General features: G+C 50.9%; 20 protein-coding genes. 10 read left to right on the top strand and 10 right to left on the bottom strand.

Annotated features, from left to right (window positions below; all coding sequences use genetic code 11):
- Positions 1-28: 28 nt before the first annotated feature.
- The gene (locus FEK30_RS05690) at positions 29-1594 is read left to right on the top strand and encodes a B12-binding domain-containing radical SAM protein (RefSeq protein ID WP_012305961.1); all 1566 of its coding nucleotides are present in this window, start codon (positions 29-31) and stop codon (positions 1592-1594) included.
- 89 nt (positions 1595-1683) lie between these two features.
- On the opposite strand, the gene FEK30_RS05685 is transcribed toward FEK30_RS05690, so the two are convergent.
- Positions 1684-2940 carry an acetylornithine transaminase gene (locus FEK30_RS05685; RefSeq protein ID WP_138072266.1) on the bottom strand — a complete coding sequence of 419 codons (1257 nt, stop codon included), beginning with the start codon at positions 2938-2940 and terminating at the stop codon, positions 1684-1686.
- Between the two features lie 245 nt (positions 2941-3185).
- On the opposite strand from FEK30_RS05685, the gene FEK30_RS05680 reads away from it, so the two are divergent.
- From FEK30_RS05680 to FEK30_RS05670, 3 genes are all read left to right on the top strand, one after another.
- Positions 3186-4187 (top strand): potassium channel family protein, encoded by a 1002-nt coding sequence (locus FEK30_RS05680; protein ID WP_181445688.1) that lies wholly within the window; start codon positions 3186-3188, stop codon positions 4185-4187.
- Between the two features lie 120 nt (positions 4188-4307).
- Entirely contained in the window at positions 4308-4997 is a 690-nt protein-coding gene (gene rpe, locus FEK30_RS05675; protein ID WP_012305958.1) for a ribulose-phosphate 3-epimerase, read from the top strand.
- Between the two features lie 154 nt (positions 4998-5151).
- A complete protein-coding gene (locus FEK30_RS05670) occupies positions 5152-6564 on the top strand; it encodes a hypothetical protein (protein ID WP_138072262.1) in 1413 nt (470 codons plus the stop codon).
- Positions 6565-6672: 108 nt separating this feature from the next.
- On the opposite strand, the gene psbU is transcribed toward FEK30_RS05670, so the two are convergent.
- A complete protein-coding gene (psbU, locus tag FEK30_RS05665; protein WP_012305956.1) occupies positions 6673-7089 on the bottom strand; it encodes a photosystem II complex extrinsic protein PsbU in 417 nt (138 codons plus the stop codon).
- Positions 7090-7396: 307 nt separating this feature from the next.
- On the opposite strand from psbU, the gene FEK30_RS05660 reads away from it, so the two are divergent.
- The gene (locus tag FEK30_RS05660; protein WP_065715821.1) at positions 7397-8032 is read left to right on the top strand and encodes a peroxiredoxin; all 636 of its coding nucleotides are present in this window, start codon (positions 7397-7399) and stop codon (positions 8030-8032) included.
- 111 nt (positions 8033-8143) lie between these two features.
- Here the strand turns inward: FEK30_RS05660 and lpxC are convergent, their stop codons facing one another.
- The 3 genes from lpxC to purC all read right to left on the bottom strand — a co-directional run bounded on the left by lpxC (position 8144) and on the right by purC (position 12115).
- A complete protein-coding gene (lpxC, locus tag FEK30_RS05655; RefSeq protein WP_138072260.1) occupies positions 8144-8971 on the bottom strand; it encodes a UDP-3-O-acyl-N-acetylglucosamine deacetylase in 828 nt (275 codons plus the stop codon).
- 45 nt (positions 8972-9016) lie between these two features.
- A complete protein-coding gene (locus tag FEK30_RS05650; protein ID WP_138072258.1) occupies positions 9017-11188 on the bottom strand; it encodes a BamA/TamA family outer membrane protein in 2172 nt (723 codons plus the stop codon).
- A gap of 174 nt (positions 11189-11362) precedes the next feature.
- Positions 11363-12115, bottom strand: a complete 753-nt coding sequence (purC, locus tag FEK30_RS05645) for a phosphoribosylaminoimidazolesuccinocarboxamide synthase (RefSeq protein WP_138072256.1) — start codon at positions 12113-12115, stop codon at positions 11363-11365.
- A gap of 127 nt (positions 12116-12242) precedes the next feature.
- Here purC and coaD point away from each other — a divergent pair, with 127 nt between their 5' ends.
- Positions 12243-12779, top strand: coding sequence for a pantetheine-phosphate adenylyltransferase (coaD, locus tag FEK30_RS05640; protein WP_012305950.1), 537 nt, complete (start codon positions 12243-12245; stop codon positions 12777-12779).
- On the top strand, positions 12704-13417 hold the full coding sequence (locus FEK30_RS05635) for a DivIVA domain-containing protein (RefSeq protein WP_168191120.1): 714 nt from the start codon (positions 12704-12706) through the stop codon (positions 13415-13417). The genes coaD and FEK30_RS05635 overlap by 76 nt, the downstream gene beginning before the upstream one ends.
- On the opposite strand, the gene FEK30_RS05630 is transcribed toward FEK30_RS05635, so the two are convergent.
- Together FEK30_RS05630 and FEK30_RS05625 are read right to left on the bottom strand one after the other, a co-directional pair.
- Positions 13399-14544, bottom strand: a complete 1146-nt coding sequence (locus FEK30_RS05630) for a Gfo/Idh/MocA family protein (protein WP_138072252.1) — start codon at positions 14542-14544, stop codon at positions 13399-13401. The two genes, FEK30_RS05635 and FEK30_RS05630, sit on opposite strands and share 19 nt — an antisense overlap.
- 73 nt (positions 14545-14617) lie before the next feature.
- Positions 14618-15751, bottom strand: coding sequence for an extracellular solute-binding protein (locus tag FEK30_RS05625; protein WP_138072250.1), 1134 nt, complete (start codon positions 15749-15751; stop codon positions 14618-14620).
- Between the two features lie 222 nt (positions 15752-15973).
- Here FEK30_RS05625 and FEK30_RS05620 point away from each other — a divergent pair, with 222 nt between their 5' ends.
- The gene (locus FEK30_RS05620; protein ID WP_065715818.1) at positions 15974-16360 is read left to right on the top strand and encodes a hypothetical protein; all 387 of its coding nucleotides are present in this window, start codon (positions 15974-15976) and stop codon (positions 16358-16360) included.
- Between the two features lie 54 nt (positions 16361-16414).
- Here the strand turns inward: FEK30_RS05620 and lspA are convergent, their stop codons facing one another.
- The 3 genes from lspA to bioB are packed head-to-tail and all read right to left on the bottom strand — an operon-like array spanning position 16415 to position 18711.
- Positions 16415-16921, bottom strand: a complete 507-nt coding sequence (gene lspA, locus FEK30_RS05615) for a signal peptidase II (protein WP_138072248.1) — start codon at positions 16919-16921, stop codon at positions 16415-16417.
- Between the two features lie 56 nt (positions 16922-16977).
- A complete protein-coding gene (locus FEK30_RS05610; protein ID WP_030006089.1) occupies positions 16978-17619 on the bottom strand; it encodes a biotin transporter BioY in 642 nt (213 codons plus the stop codon).
- Positions 17620-17622: 3 nt separating this feature from the next.
- Positions 17623-18711: a biotin synthase BioB gene (bioB, locus tag FEK30_RS05605; protein ID WP_138073753.1), complete on the bottom strand. Its 1089-nt coding sequence runs from the start codon at positions 18709-18711 to the stop codon at positions 17623-17625.
- Between the two features lie 218 nt (positions 18712-18929).
- Here bioB and FEK30_RS05600 point away from each other — a divergent pair, with 218 nt between their 5' ends.
- Together FEK30_RS05600 and folB are read left to right on the top strand one after the other, a co-directional pair.
- Positions 18930-19667, top strand: coding sequence for an SDR family oxidoreductase (locus FEK30_RS05600; RefSeq protein WP_012305942.1), 738 nt, complete (start codon positions 18930-18932; stop codon positions 19665-19667).
- A complete protein-coding gene (gene folB, locus FEK30_RS05595) occupies positions 19660-20022 on the top strand; it encodes a dihydroneopterin aldolase (protein WP_012305941.1) in 363 nt (120 codons plus the stop codon). The genes FEK30_RS05600 and folB overlap by 8 nt, the downstream gene beginning before the upstream one ends.
- The last annotated feature ends 4 nt before the right edge of the window (positions 20023-20026 follow it).

Here is a 20026-nt window from a genome sequence, read left to right as displayed (position 1 = left end):
CCCTTTCATCATAAAACTCTTAAATACCATGCGTGTCCTCCTCATTTATCCGGTTTTTCCGCCCACCTTTTGGTCCTACGAAAAAATCCTTGAACTGGTCAATCGCAAGGTGCTGCTGCCCCCCTTGGGCTTAATTACTGTGGCGGCGATTTTACCCCAAGAATGGGAATTTAAGCTGGTTGACCGCAATATCCGTGCTGTCACCGAAGCGGAATGGGAATGGGCCGATCTGGTCTTGATGTCGGCAATGATCGTCCAAAAGGATGACCTGCTCGATCAAATCAAAGAAGCCAAAAAACGAGATAAATTAGTGGCCGTTGGTGGCCCCTACCCGACGTCGGTACCTGAAGAAGTCCAGGATGTGGGGGCGGACTTTTTGATCCTCGATGAAGGGGAAATCACCCTGCCGATGTTTGTGGAGGCCGTTAATAATGGCGCAACCTCAGGCACCTTTAGGGCTGAGGAAAAACCCGATGTCACCACCACCCCTGTCCCCCGTTATGATCTGCTGGAATTGGATCAGTATGATTCGATGTCAGTGCAATTTTCCCGGGGCTGTCCCTTCCAATGTGAATTTTGTGACATCATCGTCCTCTATGGGCGCAAACCCCGCACCAAAACCCCAGAGCAGCTTCTCAAAGAATTAGATTGCCTCTACGAATTGGGTTGGCGACGGAGCATTTTCATGGTGGATGATAATTTCATCGGCAATAAACGCAATGTCAAACTCCTCCTCAAGGCCCTTAAGGAATGGCAACGGGAACATCAATATCCTTTCCGCTTCAATACTGAAGCTTCGGTGGATCTCGCTGACGATCCAGAACTGATGGATTTGATGGTGGAATGTTTCTTTGATGCGGTTTTCCTGGGTATTGAAACCCCTGACGAAGAGAGTCTGCAACTGACGAAAAAATTTCAAAATACCCGCAGTTCCCTCGCTGAATCCATTGACAAAATTATTCAAGCGGGATTGCGGCCCATGGCGGGTTTTATTATCGGCTTCGATGGGGAGAAGAAAGGGGCAGGCGATCGCATTATCAAATTTGCAGAACTGACGGCGATCCCCACCACCACCTTTGCGATGCTCCAGGCGCTACCGAATACGGCTCTCTGGCACCGCCTCGAAGCAGAAGGGCGACTCCGGGCGAAAAAGGACGGCAACATCAACCAAACGACCCTGATGAATTTCATCCCCACCCGTCCCCTCGAAGACATCGCCAATGAGTATGTCCACGCCTTTTGGCAACTCTACGATCCCCACCTTTATTTAGACCGCATTTATCGTTGTTTCCTGAAATTGGGCGCGCCCAAATGTCATCCCCCGGCCAAGTTGCCCAGTCTGGTCGATCTCAAGGCATTGGCGATCGTCATTTGGCGACAGGGCATTAAACGGGATACCCGCTGGCGCTTCTGGCACCATTTATTTGGTATTTTGCGCCACAATCCGGCAGTTTTTGAGCATTACCTCACCCTCTGCGCCCACAACGAGCATTTCCTGGAATATCGCCAGATCGTCAAAGACAGCATCGAAACCCAGTTAACGGAATTTTTAGAACAGGAAGAAACCTCTACTCCCACCCCCGTTACGGTGTAATTCCCACTGGGCCAAGCATGTAAAAATAAAACTCCCCGATTTTTTAACAATGGGGGAGCTTTTTATTGCTTTGGGCAGGATAAAGAAATTTAGAGGGCCATGGCAGCGAGGGTCTGGTCTAAAAGGGCGATCGCCTCATTGATTTCTGCGGCGGAAACAATCAGAGGCGGCACAAATCGGATTACCTTCGGGCCAGCGGGAGCTAACAATAAACCCTTTTCCATAGCTGCTTTGACCACTTCAATGGAGGTGAGTTCGAGGTCTGCTTTAATTTCCATACCATTGATCAAACCCCAGCCCCGGACATCGCTGAAGTAGGGATATTTTTCGGCCAGGGTTTTTAAACCCGCCCGGAGCTGCTCCCCACGGGCATTGACATTTTCGAGTAGGTTTTCCTGTTCGAGGGTTTCAACCACCGCTAGGGCCGCCGCACAGGAGAATGGGTTACCGCCGAAGGTGCTGGCGTGTTCCCCAGGGTTAAAGACCGCACAGGAATCCTTGCACATCATCGCGCCAATGGGGATACCTCCCGCTAATCCCTTCGCACTGGTGAAAATATCCGGTTCAATGCCGAGGTTTTCGTAGCCCCAGTATTTGCCAGTTCTCCCGACCCCAACTTGCACTTCATCGAGGACAAGAAGAATTCCGTTTTCGTCACAAATGCGCCGCACTGCTTTGAAATATTCCACATCACCAGGCCGGACGCCCCCTTCTCCCTGGAGGGCTTCGAGCATAATGGCGGCGACGCGGCGGTTACCTTCATCGATGTCGGTGATCGCTTCTTCGAGGGCGCGAATGTCGTTGTAGGGCACGTAGGCAAACCCATCGGGGAGCGGGTCGAAATGTTTTTGGTATTTGGGTTGTCCGGTAGCGGTAATCGTCGCAAGGGTGCGCCCGTGGAAGCTCGATTTCGCCGAAAGGATCACGGGTTGTTCGAGGAAATCTGAGACGGTGTGAGCATATTTACGGACTAATTTAATCGCCGCTTCGTTGGCTTCGGCCCCGGAGTTGCAGAAAAAGACTTTATCGGCACAGGAATGTTCGACGATCCACTGGGCTAAAGCGCCTTGCTCTGGGATGTAGTAGAGGTTAGAAATATGGTGCAGTTTTTGAATCTGCGCACTGACCGCTTGGATCAGGGCTGGGTGGGCATGGCCCAGGGTGCAGGTGGCGATGCCTGCGACAAAATCGAGATAACTTTTCCCTTCGGTATCCCACAGACGACATCCTTCCCCCTTGGCGATCGCCACCGGAAAGCGCCCATAGGTATGCATCACATACTGATCGAACTGAGTTGGGTTAAAGCTTTGGGCTGGGGAATGGTTCAGTAGCGTTTGGGGACTCACGGGTTACTCCTCTTCGATGGCGAGACTCAAAGTTAAATTTCAGTTTAGCCAATGGGTAATCTTTTTTGCTAAATACAAGGGGGGAATGAGCTAAAGAAATTCTATGTTTTTTTAGCTTCCTACAGGTCGGTTGAAATTGTCTGCAACTTTCCCTACAAACGTCAGACTTATTTTGAGGTTCATCAGTGTATAGCATTGAGCAAAAATATAGACGCCTCAGGGGACAGCTGCAACTGGGTTTGCTGATGCTTGTGGCGCTGTTTCTGCTGGGGACGAGTTGGTTTATTGTCGTGGAGCAGTGGTCATGGGTAGATGCAGCCTACATGACGATGATTACCCTCTCAACCGTTGGCTTTGGGGAAACTTATCCCTTGGGCGATCGCTCTCGGATATTCACCATTATTCTGATTTTTTTGGGCTTGATTGCGGTTGGTTATATCGTCAACCGTTTCATCGAAGCAATGATTAGCGGCTATTTTCAGGAGATAAAAAAATTGAAACAGTATCAGCAGCAAATTAGTCGTCTCAATAACCATTACATTGTTTGTGGCCTCGGTCGCACAGGGCAGCAGGTGGCCCGGGAATTTCTCGCCGAGAATATTCCCTTTGTCGTCATTGACCAAGATCCCGACATTATCGAAGCCGCTCAGGATCAAGGCTACATTTGCATCCAAGGAGATGCCACCCTCGATCAACATCTCCATGAAGCGAAAATCGACCGGGCAACTTGTTTGGTGGCGGCCCTCAGCTCCGATGCAGAAAATCTCTATACGGTACTCTCTGCCAAAACATTGAATCCAAAAATTCGGGCGATCGCCAGGGCCAGTACCGAAGAAGCCGTGGAAAAATTACGCCGCGCCGGAGCCGATGCCGTTGTTTCTCCCTACATTACCGGGGGACGTCGCCTAGCCGCCGCTGCCCTGAGACCCCAGGTTATGGATTTTGTTGATGGCATTTTGACTGGCGCAGAACGGTCTTACTACCTCGAAGAAATCCGTGTGGATAGCAATTGCGGCGGTTACATTGGCAAAAGCCTCAGTGAAGCCCGACTCAGGGTACAGTCCGGTGCCCTCGTCCTCGCCATTCGCCGTCAAGATGGCAGCCTTATTCCTGGGCCGACGGGTGATACCTTACTGTTATCTGGGGACTTTTTAATTTGTATGGGCACAGCTGAACAACTGCGTAAATTAAATAGTATTTTGATCCCTGTACAAACCGATGGGCCTCTACGTCCCCCCCAGCGCTAGGTCAGTGTTTCCTGAAACAATGCTCTACCCAGGCTAGGCTACAAAAAATATTGATACAAACTTTTGTTAATATTGATACCAACTTAGAATTCTTGAGATAATAAGAGGAATCCACCCACCATGACTGACAAGAAAATTGTAGTTTCCCCGTCCATTCTTTCAGCGGACTTTAGCCGCCTTGGTGAAGAAATTAAAGCAGTCGATGAGGCTGGCGCTGATTGGATCCACGTCGATGTCATGGATGGTCGTTTTGTCCCGAATATCACCATTGGGCCGTTAATTGTTGAGGCGATTCGTCCCTACACCAAAAAGCCTTTGGATGTGCATTTGATGATCGTTGAGCCAGAAAAATACGTGGCAAATTTTGCTAAAGCTGGTGCTGACATTATCTCCGTCCACGCAGAACACAATGCGTCTCCCCACCTCCACCGCACCCTCTGCCAGATTCGTGAACTGGGTAAAAAATCTGGGGTTGTGCTGAATCCTTCTACGCCCCTTGACATCATTGAGCACGTCCTTGATGTTTGTGACCTGATTTTGATCATGAGCGTAAACCCTGGGTTCGGCGGCCAAAGCTTCATTCCTTCGATGGTGAACAAAATCGAAAAACTCCGGGCCATGTGTGATGAGCGCGGCCTGGATCCTTGGATTGAAGTCGATGGTGGCATCAAACCTGCTAATGCGTGGCAAGTGATTGATGCGGGTGCAAATGCGATTGTTGCGGGTTCTGCTGTTTTCAAGGCCCCCAGTTATGCTGAGGCGATTGAAGGGATTCGTAACAGTAAGAAATCAGAAGCGGTTGCGGCCTAGGACATCCCCCTAAATCCCCCTTCAAAGGGGGACTTCAGACCAAAATTACTTCACAATAAATAATTGGGGAAAGACGAAACAGTTTTTCCCTATTTTTGTGGCCAAGGGAGTCTGGTGGCATAATCGAAATGCTCCCCTCCAGAATGGTTGTGCTGTGAAAGAGTCGGATTTGCGTCGATTGGCGGAACAGGGAAATCCCCAGGCGATCGCCCAGGTGTTAAGGCAAGCGTTTCAACCCCACCAGATCCGGGTGATGCTCAAACGGGTGACTGATAAGCACCTCAAAATTCAACTCGAAGGTTTTAATACCCCCGACCAGGCGATCGCCAAACAAATCCTTACCCCTTGGCAGAAAATTTGGGAACGCACGATCACGGAAACCTTTACTGTTGAAGGCATTCGATTTGGGGAAGTTACCCCCGACTGGGAATGGACAATTGTAGCGGGCTTACTCTCCCCAGCCAAACGGGAACCCTCCCCGGAAGCACTCAGTGCCCAAGAATCACCTAAAAAGGCAGCCCTCAAAAACGATGATCTCACCCTGAAACTCCGGCAGCTACTCGCTGCTTATCTATGGAGTATCAAAGTTACCCCTTCCGCTGGGGCCTTGGTGATCAAGTTAACGGTCATTGACCGGCGCGATCGCCAAGATTATTGCCAGATCATCCAGCAGGCTTTACAGCATTTTTCCCTGGACGATGTCGAAAAAGTTTACCTCAATGTCTACCATCGCCAGCAACGGCAATACCTCCTCAAAACTTGTTTTCCTCTCCATGGCGCTCTGCCATCCCAAATCCCCAACCAGCGCCCCCGGTCACGGCAACTGCCTCCGGATACCCCCCAGGCGCTCCTCATTGGTGGCGGCCTAGGTCTGATTCTTTTTTTGCTGCCCCCCAGTCGCTTTATTCTGAATACCTTTCTCACCCTCGTCCATGAAATTGGCCACGCGATCGCCTTTTGGCTGTTTGGTTATCCCGCTGTGCCGAGTTTTGACTTTATCTTTGGGGGGGGAATTACCCTCGCCCTCGGCCGTGCCAGCATTATTTTGTGGCTACTCTACGGGGCGATCGCCTATCTCGCTTGGCAATACCGTCGCAATCGCGGCACCCTAATCACCTTGGCAGGTCTGACTCTCCTGCAAATCCTTTTGATCCTGACGGGTTGGGATCAAATCGCCATTATCGCCATGGGTCATCTCTTAGAAATTGCCGCCGTCTTTATTTGTCTGTACTTTGCCCTCGGCAAATATTTTTGCCATGTCTCCGGCGAACAAACCCTTTATGCTCTGTTGGCCAGTTTTAGCTTTCTGGAAAATGGTGCCTTTTTCGGGCGGCTCATGACCAGCGAAACGTTCCGCATTGCCTACCGGGTCGGGAAAGGGGGCCTCCTCGACCATGACCTGGTGCGTCTGACCCAAGATTTTTTTGCGATGTCCCTGTCAACCCTGGCAGGTTGCTTTCTGCTGCTGACTCTCCTCGCGCCCGTGCTGGCCTTTGGGGCATTTTATTGGGAATCCCGCTGGGTACCTCAGTTTTATCGACTGTGCCAACCGAGCCCCAAACCTTAAAAATTGCCGTAAAAAAACCTATCCCTCAGGAATAGGTTAATTGCCATTGAAAATTTAGGTTTGACTCACAAACATCTTCCTAAACGCAGCAAGATTTCGTTTGTATTTTTAATAGTCACCGGTGTTCAGACGTTGGTCACCATCAATAAACACATCGGCAGGCGGTGTTACAGTGAAACGCTCCAAATTTTCCTCTAACCGTGCCAGTTGCTTCTCGCTGAGGTCGGGGATATTCAATACATCTTCAACGCTGTCATAGGGGGCATTTTCGATGATGCGTTTGGCCAATGTGGGATAAAATCCACGGAGCTCGCGGAAAAGACGGACGCTGGCGTTGTTTAGGTCGATTTTCTTGCCATATTCTGACTCAAGCACCTTGTCAGCGGGATTGACACGCTCACCGAGCACGGCTGCAGAAACAAAGCCATTGCTTAAATCGAGGGCTTGGGCTTGGGGCTGAACGCTAAAGAACGCGCAACCGAACATGAGGACGAGCCCCATTAATGCACTCACAACTCTACTCATTATGATTGATTCCTCCTAGGCTTTTCCCAGCTTTTTTTGATGATTTTTAGATTTATGTAAAATACCAAGCTTCAGGCGGCCTGAAACTACTAACGTAAAAAATTCTGGCTTATTATTTCATTTTTCCGGCTTGATTGTCACCCTCGGCTTTTTTGATTCTGAAGAATGGCAACAAAAGTTAATAAATATTGCGCTGTGTGACGGCAGCTTATCATTTTCCGGTGGTGATCGCCCCCCTTGGCATCTTCCCAGGGAGATGGGCCATAATGATCCTTTGGTAGTTTATTTAACATCAGGAGTTTAGTTTATGTCTCTCCGGTTAGGCGATGTGGCCCCCAACTTTACCCAAGATTCCACCATTGGGGAAATTAATTTTTACGATTGGGCCGGCGACAGTTGGGTTGTTTTGTTTTCTCACCCCGCTGACTTTACCCCCGTGTGCACCACCGAATTGGGCGAAGTGGCTCGGTTAAAGGGAGAGTTTGAAAAGCGCAATGCTAAGGTAATTGCCCTCAGCGTTGATGACACGGCCTCCCACAATGGCTGGGTGGGTGACATTGACGAAACCCAGGGATGCGCTGTCAATTACCCGATTTTGTCCGACGCAGATCAGAAGGTCGCTACCCTCTACAATATGATCCACCCCAATGCCAACCCGAAGGTGACGGTGCGGACAGTCTTTGTCATTGATCCTGAGCGGAAGGTACGTTTAACCATTACCTATCCCCCCAGCACCGGCCGGAATTTCCAAGAAATTTTGCGGGTTTTGGATTCGTTGCAACTCACAGACAACTACAGCGTAGCGACCCCTGTCAACTGGCAAGATGGTGAAGATGTCGTGGTTTCTCCGGCAATCTCTACTGAGGATGCGAAGGTCAAGTTTCCAAAGGGCGTTAAGGAAATCAAGCCTTATCTCCGTATGACTCCCCAACCGAATAAGTAGAGTATTGGCTTATGAGGGCTGGCAGTCTCCGAAAAAGGCGATCGCCAGCCCCAGCAATACAGGTCAAACTATCGGCGTTATCCTTCACCCAATAGCAGCTTGATTAGAATTTTAAAAAAGCGTTGCCTGTAAAGTTTTAGCAAGCTGGGTATGGAGTTTATGGCTTGCTTTATAGGCTAGGTAATGGGCCGTGGGGATCGTACCAAGCAAACTCAAATCCCCGATTAAATCAAGTAATTTGTGGCGAGCCGGCTCATTCTCAAACCGGAGCGGCGGATTGAGCCATTTTTCTTGATCGCAAACGAGGGCATTATCAAGACTGCCTCCCTGAATTAAACCAGCTTTTTTCAATTGCTCAATTTGATCGGCAAAGCCAAATGTCCGGGCCGGGGCGATCGCCTGGGCAAAGGGCTCTGCTGCGGGGCTCCAACTGTGCCACTGGTTGCCAATGGGCTTGTAGGTAAAATCGATGCCATAGGTAAACCGCAGCTCCGGTGAGGGTAAGGCTGCCACAAAAGCGTCATCTTCCCGGAGCCAAACGGGTTCTGCGACCACAGGAACGGCGATCGCTTCATCCGTGAGGGTCTGGGTACCTGCCTTGGCGATCGCCTCTACCCACTGCGCTGCTGAGCCATCCAACAGGGGTAACTCCGGCCCATCTATTTCGAGGCGCACAACATCGATCCCAAGACCCACCAATGCCGCTAACAAATGCTCTGTGGTTCTGACCTTGGCCTCACCCACTGCCAATTCCGTAGACAAAAGGGTTTGATCGACGGCCTCAATGCGGGCCGGGATCTGGGGTTGCCCTGGTAAATCTGTACGCACAAAATAACGACCCTGGTGGCGATCGCCAGGCACGAGCCTTAGGGTGACCCGTTGCCCCGAATGGAGACCCACCCCAGAACATTCAACGGTTGTTTTTAACGTTTTAACCATCACAAAAAAGGGGGTTGCCCCCCACGAAATCAGACCGATAACACCCTAGAAACGCTCACCAATCCCAAAGTGAATACGACTGTCCCCTTGGTCGTTAAGCCCATAATCCACCCGGATTGGCCCCAGGGGAGAATTCACCCGCACACCGATACCATAGCCGAAACCATTACCGGGCTTACCACGGGTTCCCGCCGGATCTCCAGGCACATCATCCCCGGAACCGAGGTCTGTGGCATAGTCAGCAAATAACGCACCACCCACCGCCGAGAAAATGGGGAAGCGATATTCTGCTGTCGCTTGGATGTAGTTACGGCCACTGCCGAGGTCTCCTTCTTCAAAGCCCCGAACCGAGTTACTGCCCCCAAGGGAGAAGGCTTCGTAGGGGGGTAAATCCCCGATAATTGCGCCCCCTTGGATATTGAAGGCCAAAGTATGGGGTTTTTCTTCACTGCCAAAACTAGGGAGTTTAATCGGTGAATCCATATAGATACTGTGGCTGGCCCGGAGTCGGTTAAAGAGAATACTGCCGCTACCAATGGGAATGGTCTGGTCGGTGCCAAAACGGGTAATGGAGCCGCGGGTTGCCCCATCGAAGCTCGTGCGTTTATCGCGCACCACATTTAGACTCAGGGCAAAGATATCGTCAATACCATTGTCAGAGAAACTGAGTTGGTTCCCAGCTTCGTCGATAAACTCTGTATCACCATCGGCATTGGTAATCCGGACGCGATTGTAGTCGAAGCCGAGGGAGGCGCGCCATTCAGAGGGGCCAAAAACATCCTTTGATAAAGGACGACTAAAGGTCACCCCACCGCCAATGCGGTTAATCCGGGGGCGATCGCCACTGGGGTCGAGATCAACATCATTTTCCCCACCATCAAAGATCAGTGAGATAGAACGACGGCGGAAAGCATTGACCGAATAGGACGTCCGGTAAGGATCGCCGGCAATCCAAGGATCCGTAAAGGATAGGTCGAACAGAGCATCCCGTTGTCCTAATTGGAATTCTGCAGCCAGACGCTGGTTATTGCCACCCAGGTTTTGTTGTTGGTAGCTCACACTCCCAAAGAAACCACTGGCGGAGCTAATCCCCCCACCCGCAGCGATGGAGCCTGTATTTCCTTCAATGACATTTAGATTGAGGACGGCCTGGGTCGGATCTTCGGTGCCTGTGGTGAAATCTAACTGGACATCTTCAAATAACCCCAGACCAAACACCCGCTGGAGATCCCGTTGGGCGACATCCCGCCGGAAAACGTCTCCTGGTTTGAGTTCCATTTCCCGCGTGATGATAAAGTCTCGGGTCTTGCCATCAACGGATTCATTGTCGGCGTTGATGAAATTAACCTGAATATCTTCGATTACCCCTTCAACGACGACGAGGGTCACAACCCCATCGGCACTGGGTTCATCAATACCGATCACTTTCGCTAAATCGTAGCCATTGTCTTGGTACCACTGCTGGAGTTGTTGCAGCTTATTACTGCCCTCTTGGAAATCGTTGAGGTTGATAATCTCGCCATAGCGATCGCTAAAAATATTATCGACAACTTCGGGAGGGGTAATATTTTGACTGCCTTCTAGGGGCAATGCCTGCACGACGATATCGGTCAAAACGGGGTTGGGCACCACGTCAAATGTCACCCGTACCCCCAGGGGCGTATCTTCCGGGGTGGCGACTACATTGGCAAACAAACCTGTCGCATAAACGCGGTTCACGTCATTACGAATTTGCGAAACCGTCGTCGGCCGCCCGGCTTGGGTTTCAATGGCCCGGATAATTCTTTGTTCCAGTTCGACGTTGTCGCCCACACCATTAATCTGAATTTCTGCGACCAATACCCTAGGCTCGTTGGGGTTGGCTTGCTGGGCATTGGAATTTCCCTGCTGCTGGGCGTAGAGTTGCGGCAGATTACTATCTTGGGGAGCTTCTTGAGCCTGAGCAACGGGAGAGGTAACAGCTTGGGTTGATGATTGGGCCAGGTTTTCGGACTGGGGCGCTGGCGTCTGGGAAGCTGGTGCTGCTGTGGGGGCTACATCCTCCACGGGCAGAGCTGGCACAACAACTTGGGTCGCCGTTGGCACCAGGGGATCGGAGTGACTCCCTTCTGATCGGGGTTCGGCATGGGCCGGAGACATCACACCCAAAGAGGCGATCGCCGCCCAAAGTGCGAGGGCCTGGGGGGAAAAATAGTCTAAATTTTGTTGTTTCTGCACGTCCAAACACCAGATCAAACGAAAGTTATCAGCACTATATTTATAAGTGCTTTTTCTGTAAATCGGCCAACATGAGTAATTTACTCTGCTGGATTGTACCAGAGTCGAAGACGGGGAAGCGTTGCTTATGTTTCCATGTCTAGACCCCGTAATTTAGCCTTGGGTCGGGAAAATTTAGGCGAGGGATTGCAATTGCTGCACCTGGGCCAAGACCCTAGCCTGGACAGTTTGATAAGCGTTTTCGATGTTACCGAGGTCTTGACGGAAGCGGTCTTTATCCATCACCCGCAGGTTGGGGTCTGTTTCGGTTTGATCCCACAGGCGGCAGGTGTCGGGACTAATTTCGTCGGCCAAAAGAACTGTCCCTGTTTTGTCGGTGCCAAACTCGATTTTAAAATCCACCAGGGTGATCTGACAGCGCTCAAAAAAGCCTTGCATCAGACCATTGATCCGCAGGGCATAGTCCTGGAGTTGGGCCAGTTGCTCGGCGGTGACAATCTGCAGCAGCATAAGGCGATCGCGGGTCAAGAGCGGATCACCGAGGTCATCATCCTTGAGATAAAACTCCACGAGGGGTTGGGGGAGAACTGTGCCCTGGGCCAAACCCGTTTGTTTACAAAGACTACCCGCCGCAATATTGCGCACAACCACTTCTACCGGCAGAATCTTGACTGCTTTTACGAGCATTTCATCGGCTTTGGTTTGTTCGATAAAGTGGGTCGGAATGCCCTGGGTTTCCAGCCATTGGAGGAGGGCAGCGGCAATGGTGCAGTTCATTTCCCCTTTACCCTGGATGGTGCCTTTTTTCTGGGCATTAAAGGCGGTGGCGTCATCTTTGAAATAGGTGAGGAGAACATCAGGGTTGGCGGTGCTGTAGAGAATTTTTGCCTTACCTTCGTATTTTTTTTCCGGGTGGTGCTCGCTCATAAGCTGGTTAAAATCGTGGATAAAATCATTCTCCATTGTAGGGGCTGATGTCCCTGGGTTTGCCTAGGGGCTTGGGGAAACAATATGTCACAATAAAGCCGATCTCTTCTGTGTGGCGCTGTATTTTGTGATTGCTATTTATCCTGGAAGCTTTGATCCGATCACCCTGGGTCATCTCGATATTATTGAACGGGGCGATCGCCTCTTTGAAAAAGTAATCGTGGCGGTGCTGTGCAATCCCAGTAAATCGCCGATTTTTAGTCTCGAAAAGCGCGTGGCCCAGATTCGTCGCTGTACCCAACATTTACCCAATGTAGAAGTGGCGAGTTTCACGGGTTTAACCACCGACTACGCGCGGCAACGTAATGCGGGTGTATTACTACGAGGACTACGGGTGCTGTCCGACTTCGAGAAGGAGCTACAGATGGCGCATACAAATAAGACGCTTTGGGATAATATCGAGACAGTATTCCTGGCGACCTCCAACGAATATAGTTTTCTCAGCAGCAGCGTCGTCAAAGAAATTGCTAAATTTGGTGGTTCCGTTGATCACCTCGTTCCTGACAATGTCGCTGAAGATCTTTATCAATGGTACAAAGTTCATCCTCCCCAGGTAAGCCCACCGACAATAATGCCAACTCCCCAACCCTTTATCGAGGGGTAGACTTGAATGTGCAGGAACAGCTCACCCATTTAGAAGAAGTAATTTTTGAAGGCTTTCAAATTCCCCTCACGGGACTAACCCTCGTTAAAGACAACGATGTTTTAGACCAGCTCGATGCGGTACGGACCAGTGTTCCTGAAATTATTGAGCGGGCCGTCGAAGTGCTCCAGTATAAGCAACACCTCGTTGAACAGGCCGAAGCCGATGCGGATCGGATTGTCACCAGTGCCAAGCAGCAGGCCGCCCAATACTTAGACGAGATGGCCCTCACCCGGCAAGCTGAGCAACAAGCGGCCCAATTGCGCTACACCACAGAGCAGGAATGCCAAGCCCTCCGCCAAAGTACCCTCGCCGATCTAGAGGCCTTTCGGCAGCAGGTGTCCCAGGAAGTGCAGCAAATGAAAAACCAGGCGATCGCCGAGGCCCAGGCCATCCAACAAGACGCGGATCAATATGCCCACAGTCTCCTTGGCCGCCTTGAGGTGAATCTCCGGGAACAACTAGAAATTGTTCAAAACGGACGGCGGCAACTCCAACCACCACCATCCTCAAATAATGGGTTAGCGCCCCAGGCGACTGGCCAAAATCCCCAGGGACGGCGTACTTCTCCCCAACCGCGTCAGCCTAGATCGAGATAGGTATCGAGATCCGGCACCGTTAACCAACGGCCTTGGGTATGGGCCTGGTGGGTTAAATCCATTAACAACTGAGAATAGACCCCTTCCCGGAGCGTCGGGGCGATCGCCACTGGATCTGCGGGGATCCCTTGATTTTGCTGGCAGCGGTCGATGGCTTTGACCCAATGATCCACTACTCGAATAAAGGGCGCAAGGCGTCCATCGGCAAAGGTTTGGGGAAATTCAAGGCGCTCCGGAATGGCCACAGGTTGCAGTGCTTCACCCGCCTGGCCCGCCTGGAGCGTAAAACCATGGACATAATCCTTGAGGTTGCTACTCCCCAAAACCAGGGAACCGCGATCGCCATAGACTTCAACCCAGTGGCCCCGACCGTGGTGACTGACGGAGGTGATATTAATTTGACAGGGTGTGCCGTCAGCTAGCTCTAGCATGATCAAGCAGGTGTCATCGGCATCGACGGGTTTAAGGCGATCGCCATCCTTGGGGTCGGGTCGCTCTTTAATGGCGCAACTGAGATGACCCGCCAAACGTTTCACAGGGCCAAACAACCAATGGACATAATCAAAGGCATGGGAACCCACCGCCCCCAAAGCACCGCCCCCTTGATCCTGGCGAGCATACCAATTCCAAGGTCGGTCTGGGTTGGCTCGACTGGTCACTAACCAGTTGATCGTAATCAGGCGTTTTTCACCAACAAAACCCTGTTGTAGATATTCCGCGAGACATTGCCAAGCAGGGACAAAGCGAAATTCAAAATCTGGGGTCACAACTAGATTTTTTTTGGCTGCCAGATGGTAAAGCTCCCGCGCCTCAGCCCCATTCAAGGTCATGGGTTTTTCTAAGAGGACGTGTTTTCCGGCCAGGAGAGCTTGTTTGGCCATTTCATAATGCAAAAAAGGGGGCGTCGAAATGGCAACAGCAGCAACGGCAGGATTTTCTAGGAGGGCATTAAAGTCGCTGGCACTTTCGGCAATTTGATGGGCAGCGGCGATCGCCTGGGCTTTGTCCGGATCGCGATGGTAAACCGAGACCACTTCGGTGCGGTGGTGGTGTTGGAGGCCGGGAATGTGAATTTTTTGGCCAAAACCGGTACCGGCGATCGCCACCCCAATGGTGTCGTGGGTCATGGGAACTCCTCAATCGATGATCTTCCTCCGCATTATCCAGAACAGCGGTGGGCAAAATCAAAATTTTTCTGGCCTAACCCTGGCGCACTGCTTGCCAAACCTGTTGATACTGGGCTGTCACCTCCGGGTTTAACATCTCAATGATTTCACTGGCCCGGAAGGTATTTTGATCGAGGTAAATTAACGGATTATCAGTGATGGCAGGCTCTAAATTAGTCGCCGCATAAATTAGTGGAGAGGCCCCGTGACTACTGCGGGAAATCTGCTGAATCGCTGCCGGTTCCCAACAAAAATCTAACCAAGTTTTTAGGGTCTCAAAAGAAGTTTGGCTGCGTTGGGGCTGCACCCACAGATCACACCAGAGGGCCGTGCCACTGGCGGGAATCACTGCCCCTAAATTGCGGTAGCGTTGCAGGAGCGGCAAAATATCCTGGGACCACCCCTGGGCAATCCAGGTGTCGCCCATGTTGAGGGGCTGGAGATAGTGGGTGGAACTATAGAATTTGACCTGGCGGTGGAGGGTTTGGAAATCGCTCTCTAAATTGGCGATCGCCTCTGGATCGGTTTCGTTGTAGGATTTCCCCTGTTTTTTCAGCAAAAGCCCCAACACTTCCCGCGATTGATTCAGCAGAGAAATTTTTCCCTGTAATTCTGGCCGCCATAGATCTGCCCAATCCGTCGGTGTCCACCCCAGGTTTTTCAACTTATCCTTGCGGTAGACCAGCATCGTCGTGCCCCAGCGGTAGGGCTGTCCCCACAGTTGCCCTTGGGGGTCGATCTCGCCCTGGACATTGCGGCGCAAAAACCGTTGCCAAGGTTCCCCCAACTCTTCCCACCGCGTTAGTTCCTCCAGAGATAACGGTTGAACAAATCCCAAGGCGATCGCCTGTTGATACCAACCATGGCCCAGGGTCAGCAGATCCGGCACCGCTGCCGAGCGATTGAGGAAATTTTCAGAAGTCTCCGGCATCTTCATCGCCGCATCCTGCAACACCTCAAATAATTCTTGGAGCTGTTCTAGGGGTTTGAGATCTAAGCTGACCGTTTGCCCTTGGTTTTGCCGAAACAATGTCAACAGTTGTGGCGAGATTGACCCCCGTAATGTATTGATTTGTAAAGTTGTCTCCGAGGTTCGTTGACACCCTCCCAAACACCCAGCAAGGGCATAGAGTGCGGAAATAGTCAAAAAATGGCGGCGATTGGGCATAAATCTAAATGTCGTTTCCCCTGGGAAATATCTTTTCAAAAAATAGCAAATTTAGCCTTTAATCAAGTGCAACCTTGGCCAGGACAATTGCAACTTTATCCTTGGAGATACAAGGTTTTCTTAAGGTTTTCTAAGAGAATCTTAAATATATCAGGATAAATATTCACAGCCTTGGGGTTGGTACTAGCATGGGACAAAGACCCGACTTTAGGCTGACAAAATATGAGTGTTCAAGGCTATATCAACGAGTTGAAACATCAGCTTGATCTGTTGTATCAAACCGTCGAACAAATGCAGCAGGGGCTAGGCCCAACGGGACAATCCTTGTCGGAAGCAGATTTGATGGCAATGGTTCCCAAAATTGATCCAGCGGTCTTTGGCTTAGATTTTCGGGTCGGGGGAGAATCCTTTCACCACAAAGATGTTTTATTTGATGAAACCCTAGGCTTAGAAGGGCGTTCCATGGACGAGAAGCAAATGAGCCCGGAATGGCAGATCAAGCGACTAACGGCCCAGTTGACGGTGGCCTACAAACGTATTGCTCAATTAGAAGAGCAGTTGCTCTCGCAGCAAAACGAACACAATGGTAGTGAATATATCTATTCTTGATATTTTCTGAGAATCCATAACGGCGATCGCTCCACCCTCCAGATTATTAAAAGATTACTTAGAGTTAGGGGGCGATTCTGTTTGGGCGAGGCGGTAGGAAAACCATAAATTGAGCAATAAACAGGCGATGCCAATGTTGATACAGACATCGGCAATGTTAAACACGGGAAAATTAATCAGGCGAAAGTCGAGAAAATCGACCACATAGCCAAATAAAAAGCGATCGACGCCATTGCCCATCGCCCCCGCAAGGATAAATCCGTAGCCACTTTGTTCCCAGAGCGTTTGGCGATCGCCAAACCAAGCCAAGGCCATCAAACCCACACTGACTCCCAAGGACAACCACCGGAGCCAATGCACCCCATCGGTAAAGATACTGAAGGCAGCCCCAGTGTTTTGCACATAGGTGAAGTGGAAGATATTCGGCCAGAGGGCAAAGGTATCACCCACCTCCGGCAAGGTCTGGAGCACAATGGTTTTTGTGAGTTGATCGAGGACTAATCCGAGGAAGGCAACAAGCCAAAACCAGCGATTTTTCAGTAAATCTTGGCGCAGATCCATGGAGAGAGAGTTTCCGTTTCGCTAAAAAGAAAGAATATCAAGCCCAATGCTTTGGCCTAATAGAACAAAATCCGTCGTACCCCATAGGCCAACACGGCCACACCACAGACTAGCATTAACTGACTCGGAAAGGGAGTCACACTGTAGAGGGCGATCGCCTGGAGCAAACTCAGTTCCGTCGCCTGTAATTTTTCCAGGAGGGTCAGCCCCACCAGATAAAGAATGCCGCAACTATGGAGAGCGATCAGACCACAAAAAGCACTGAGGGCGAGGGCTTCTAAACTCAGCACATACCGAAAGGCAAGCCAACCACAAATGCCCGCCGCTGGGATAAAGCCAAGAATATAACCAAAGGTGGGTTCTGTCAGATATCCCAGTTTTCCCCCTTGGGAGAACACCGGCAACCAAAACAAGCCGATCAGAATATAGGCAATCTGGGCGATAATCCCCGCATTTTTGCCCCCCAAACAGCCCGTGAGGAGAACGGCAGCCACTTGACAGTAAATCCCCAAAGACTGAGTTTGTAGTCCCGCCGTTGACCAGTCCCAAGGGAGATTGAGCCGATGGGCCTCGATGAAGGTGCCCCCAATCGTCAGGGATACACCGATCAATGCCCACAGGAGTTGGTTAAACCAGTTCGGGCCAGTGGTGGCAGTTTGCTTTGGGGACAAGGATCTGGGGAGGGCTTTCGCTTTCAAGGGTTATTGGGCGGCGGAATATTGGCCAGGAATCGGTGCTTCACCCCCTTGTAAGCCGAGGGATTCGAGCATCGCTTGATCCTGTTCAGGGGGTTGGCCCATGGTGGTGAGGTAGTGGCCGATGAGCATCGCGTTAATGCCTGCCTTCAGGCCGAGGTGTTGTAGTTCACCCATTACCGCTTCGCGACCGCCAGCATAGCGGATAATTTGTTCGGGCAAGATGAACCGGAAGATTGCCATGCATTTGAGGGCTTCGTAGACATCGAGGCGGTCATTGCTTCCGAGGGGAGTTCCCTGACGGGGATTGAGGAGATTTAAAGGCACAGATTCGACTTCGAGATTCCGCAGGGCGATCGCCAAATCAACCCGGTCTTCCCAACTTTCACCGAGGCCCATGATGCCGCCGCTGCACGCCTGAATGCCTGCTGCTTTGAGATTTTTGATGGTTTCGACCCGGTCTTGCCAACTGTGGGTGGTGACGATATCGGGGAAGAAATTTTCCGAAGCTTCGAGGTTGTGGTTGTAGCGGGTGACGCCGGCTTCCCGGAGCTGTTGGGCTTGTTCTGGGGTGACTTCGCCGAGGGCACAGCAGGGTTTGATCGCTGTTTCTGCCTGGATACGGCGCACGGTTTCTAAAATTTGCTCAAATTCATTGTCTCTGGGGCTGTTGTACTTAATGCCCCGGCCTTGGCTGACGAGACAAAAACGTTTGGCACCAGCGGCTTCGGCTGCTTTGGCCTGTTCAATAATTTCTTCGGCGGTTTTGAGGCCATACACAGGGGAATCTTCGCCGGGGTGGTGGGCGGACTGGGAGCAAAAACTACAGTTTTCGGAGCAACTGCCAGATTTGACATTAACAATGCTGCAGAGGTCAACGGTATTGCCACAGCATTCGTGCCGGATCAGATCCGCAGCGGCACAGAGTTTGAGGATATTTTCGGGGCCAGTGATGGCGGTGAGACGGAGAGCTTCAGTACGGGTGAGGCGATCGCCATTAATAATCCGCTGCGCCCAGTCATTTAACCAAGCTTCGAGGGCCGGGCCATTGGGAATTGCAGTGGTGGGGGCGGGGGTTTGCGGGGTGGGCTTGATCGGTACTTGAACCACGTTGACCTTCTCTCTCTTTCACTAAAAAAGTATTCCAAATTTTATCATTCCCGTTTCCCTGGCTTAAAGGTTCTCTGTACATCTGTTACATCTTGGGGCAGCGGTGGCAGATCTCTCGGTTGGTACGCATCATCCGGGTCACGCTTGCTTTCTCCAGAAAGAATAGGTTAACTTCTATGGGTTTTAATTGCCGAACGGGAACCATGAGTCAACAAACCGCTTTAATCACAGGGGGGGCAAAACGCATCGGTGCGGCGATCGCCCGGACCCTCGCCCAGGAAGGAATCAATCTCATCCTCCATTACCGCTCTTCCCAAGCCGAGGTAGAACAACTGGCCGAAGAACTTTCTGCTTTACCAATTTCGGTGGATATTGTGGCGGCGGATCTGCTCCAGCGGGACAGTGTGGAGGCGATGATCGAGACGGTGAAAGCAAAAACGCCCCAACTAGACATCTTGATTAATAATGCCTCGATGTTTAATAAAGAAAGTTTGTTTGCCCTGAGTCCAGAAAATCTCTGGGACAATATTCAAGTTCACGCCCTGCACCCTTTTCTGTTGACGAAAGCGTTCTTTTCTAAAGAATCTAGCCACGGGAATGTGATTAATTTCCTTGATACGCGCATCTACGGCTACGACCATGAGCACGTGCCCTACCACCTGAGCAAAAAGATGCTCCATAGTTTCACGAAGATGTTAGCATTTGAGCTTGCCCCCAATGTTCGTGTCAATGCGATCGCCCCAGGCCCCATCTTGCCACCAGTCAATGCGGAGGGAGATGAGCGGGTGCAAGCCGTGATTGCAAAAACCCCCCTGGGACGGTTTGGTGATCCACGCAATATTACCCAGACGGTACTGTTTTATTTAAAAAATGACTTCATCACTGGCCAAGTCATTTGTGTTGATGGTGGGTTTCACCTAGGAGAAAATTTCTATGTCTAAAAGCCTCGATAAAATTTACATTCGTGACCTGCTGCTGCGCTGCATTATCGGCATTTTTCCGGAAGAACGCACCAAAAAACAGGATGTGGTGATCAATGTGGTGATGCACGCGGATCTCACCAAAGCGGGCCAAACCGACAGTATCGATGACACCGTTGATTACAAACGAATCACCAAGGCAATTTTGGCCGCCATTGAGCCTTCTAGCTACAATTTGATCGAAAAAATGGCCCAGGTCGTCGCTGATATTTGCTTTACCGATGCCCTTGTCGAAAAGGTAGAAGTCACCATTGATAAACCCGGCGCCCTCCGTTTTGCCAAGGCTTCGGCGGTTACCATCTACCGGGAGCGTTAAAAGC

This window comes from Picosynechococcus sp. PCC 11901 (assembly GCF_005577135.1).
Classification (GTDB): domain Bacteria; phylum Cyanobacteriota; class Cyanobacteriia; order Cyanobacteriales; family MRBY01; genus MRBY01.
This window is presented reverse-complemented; position numbering and strand designations above follow the sequence as displayed.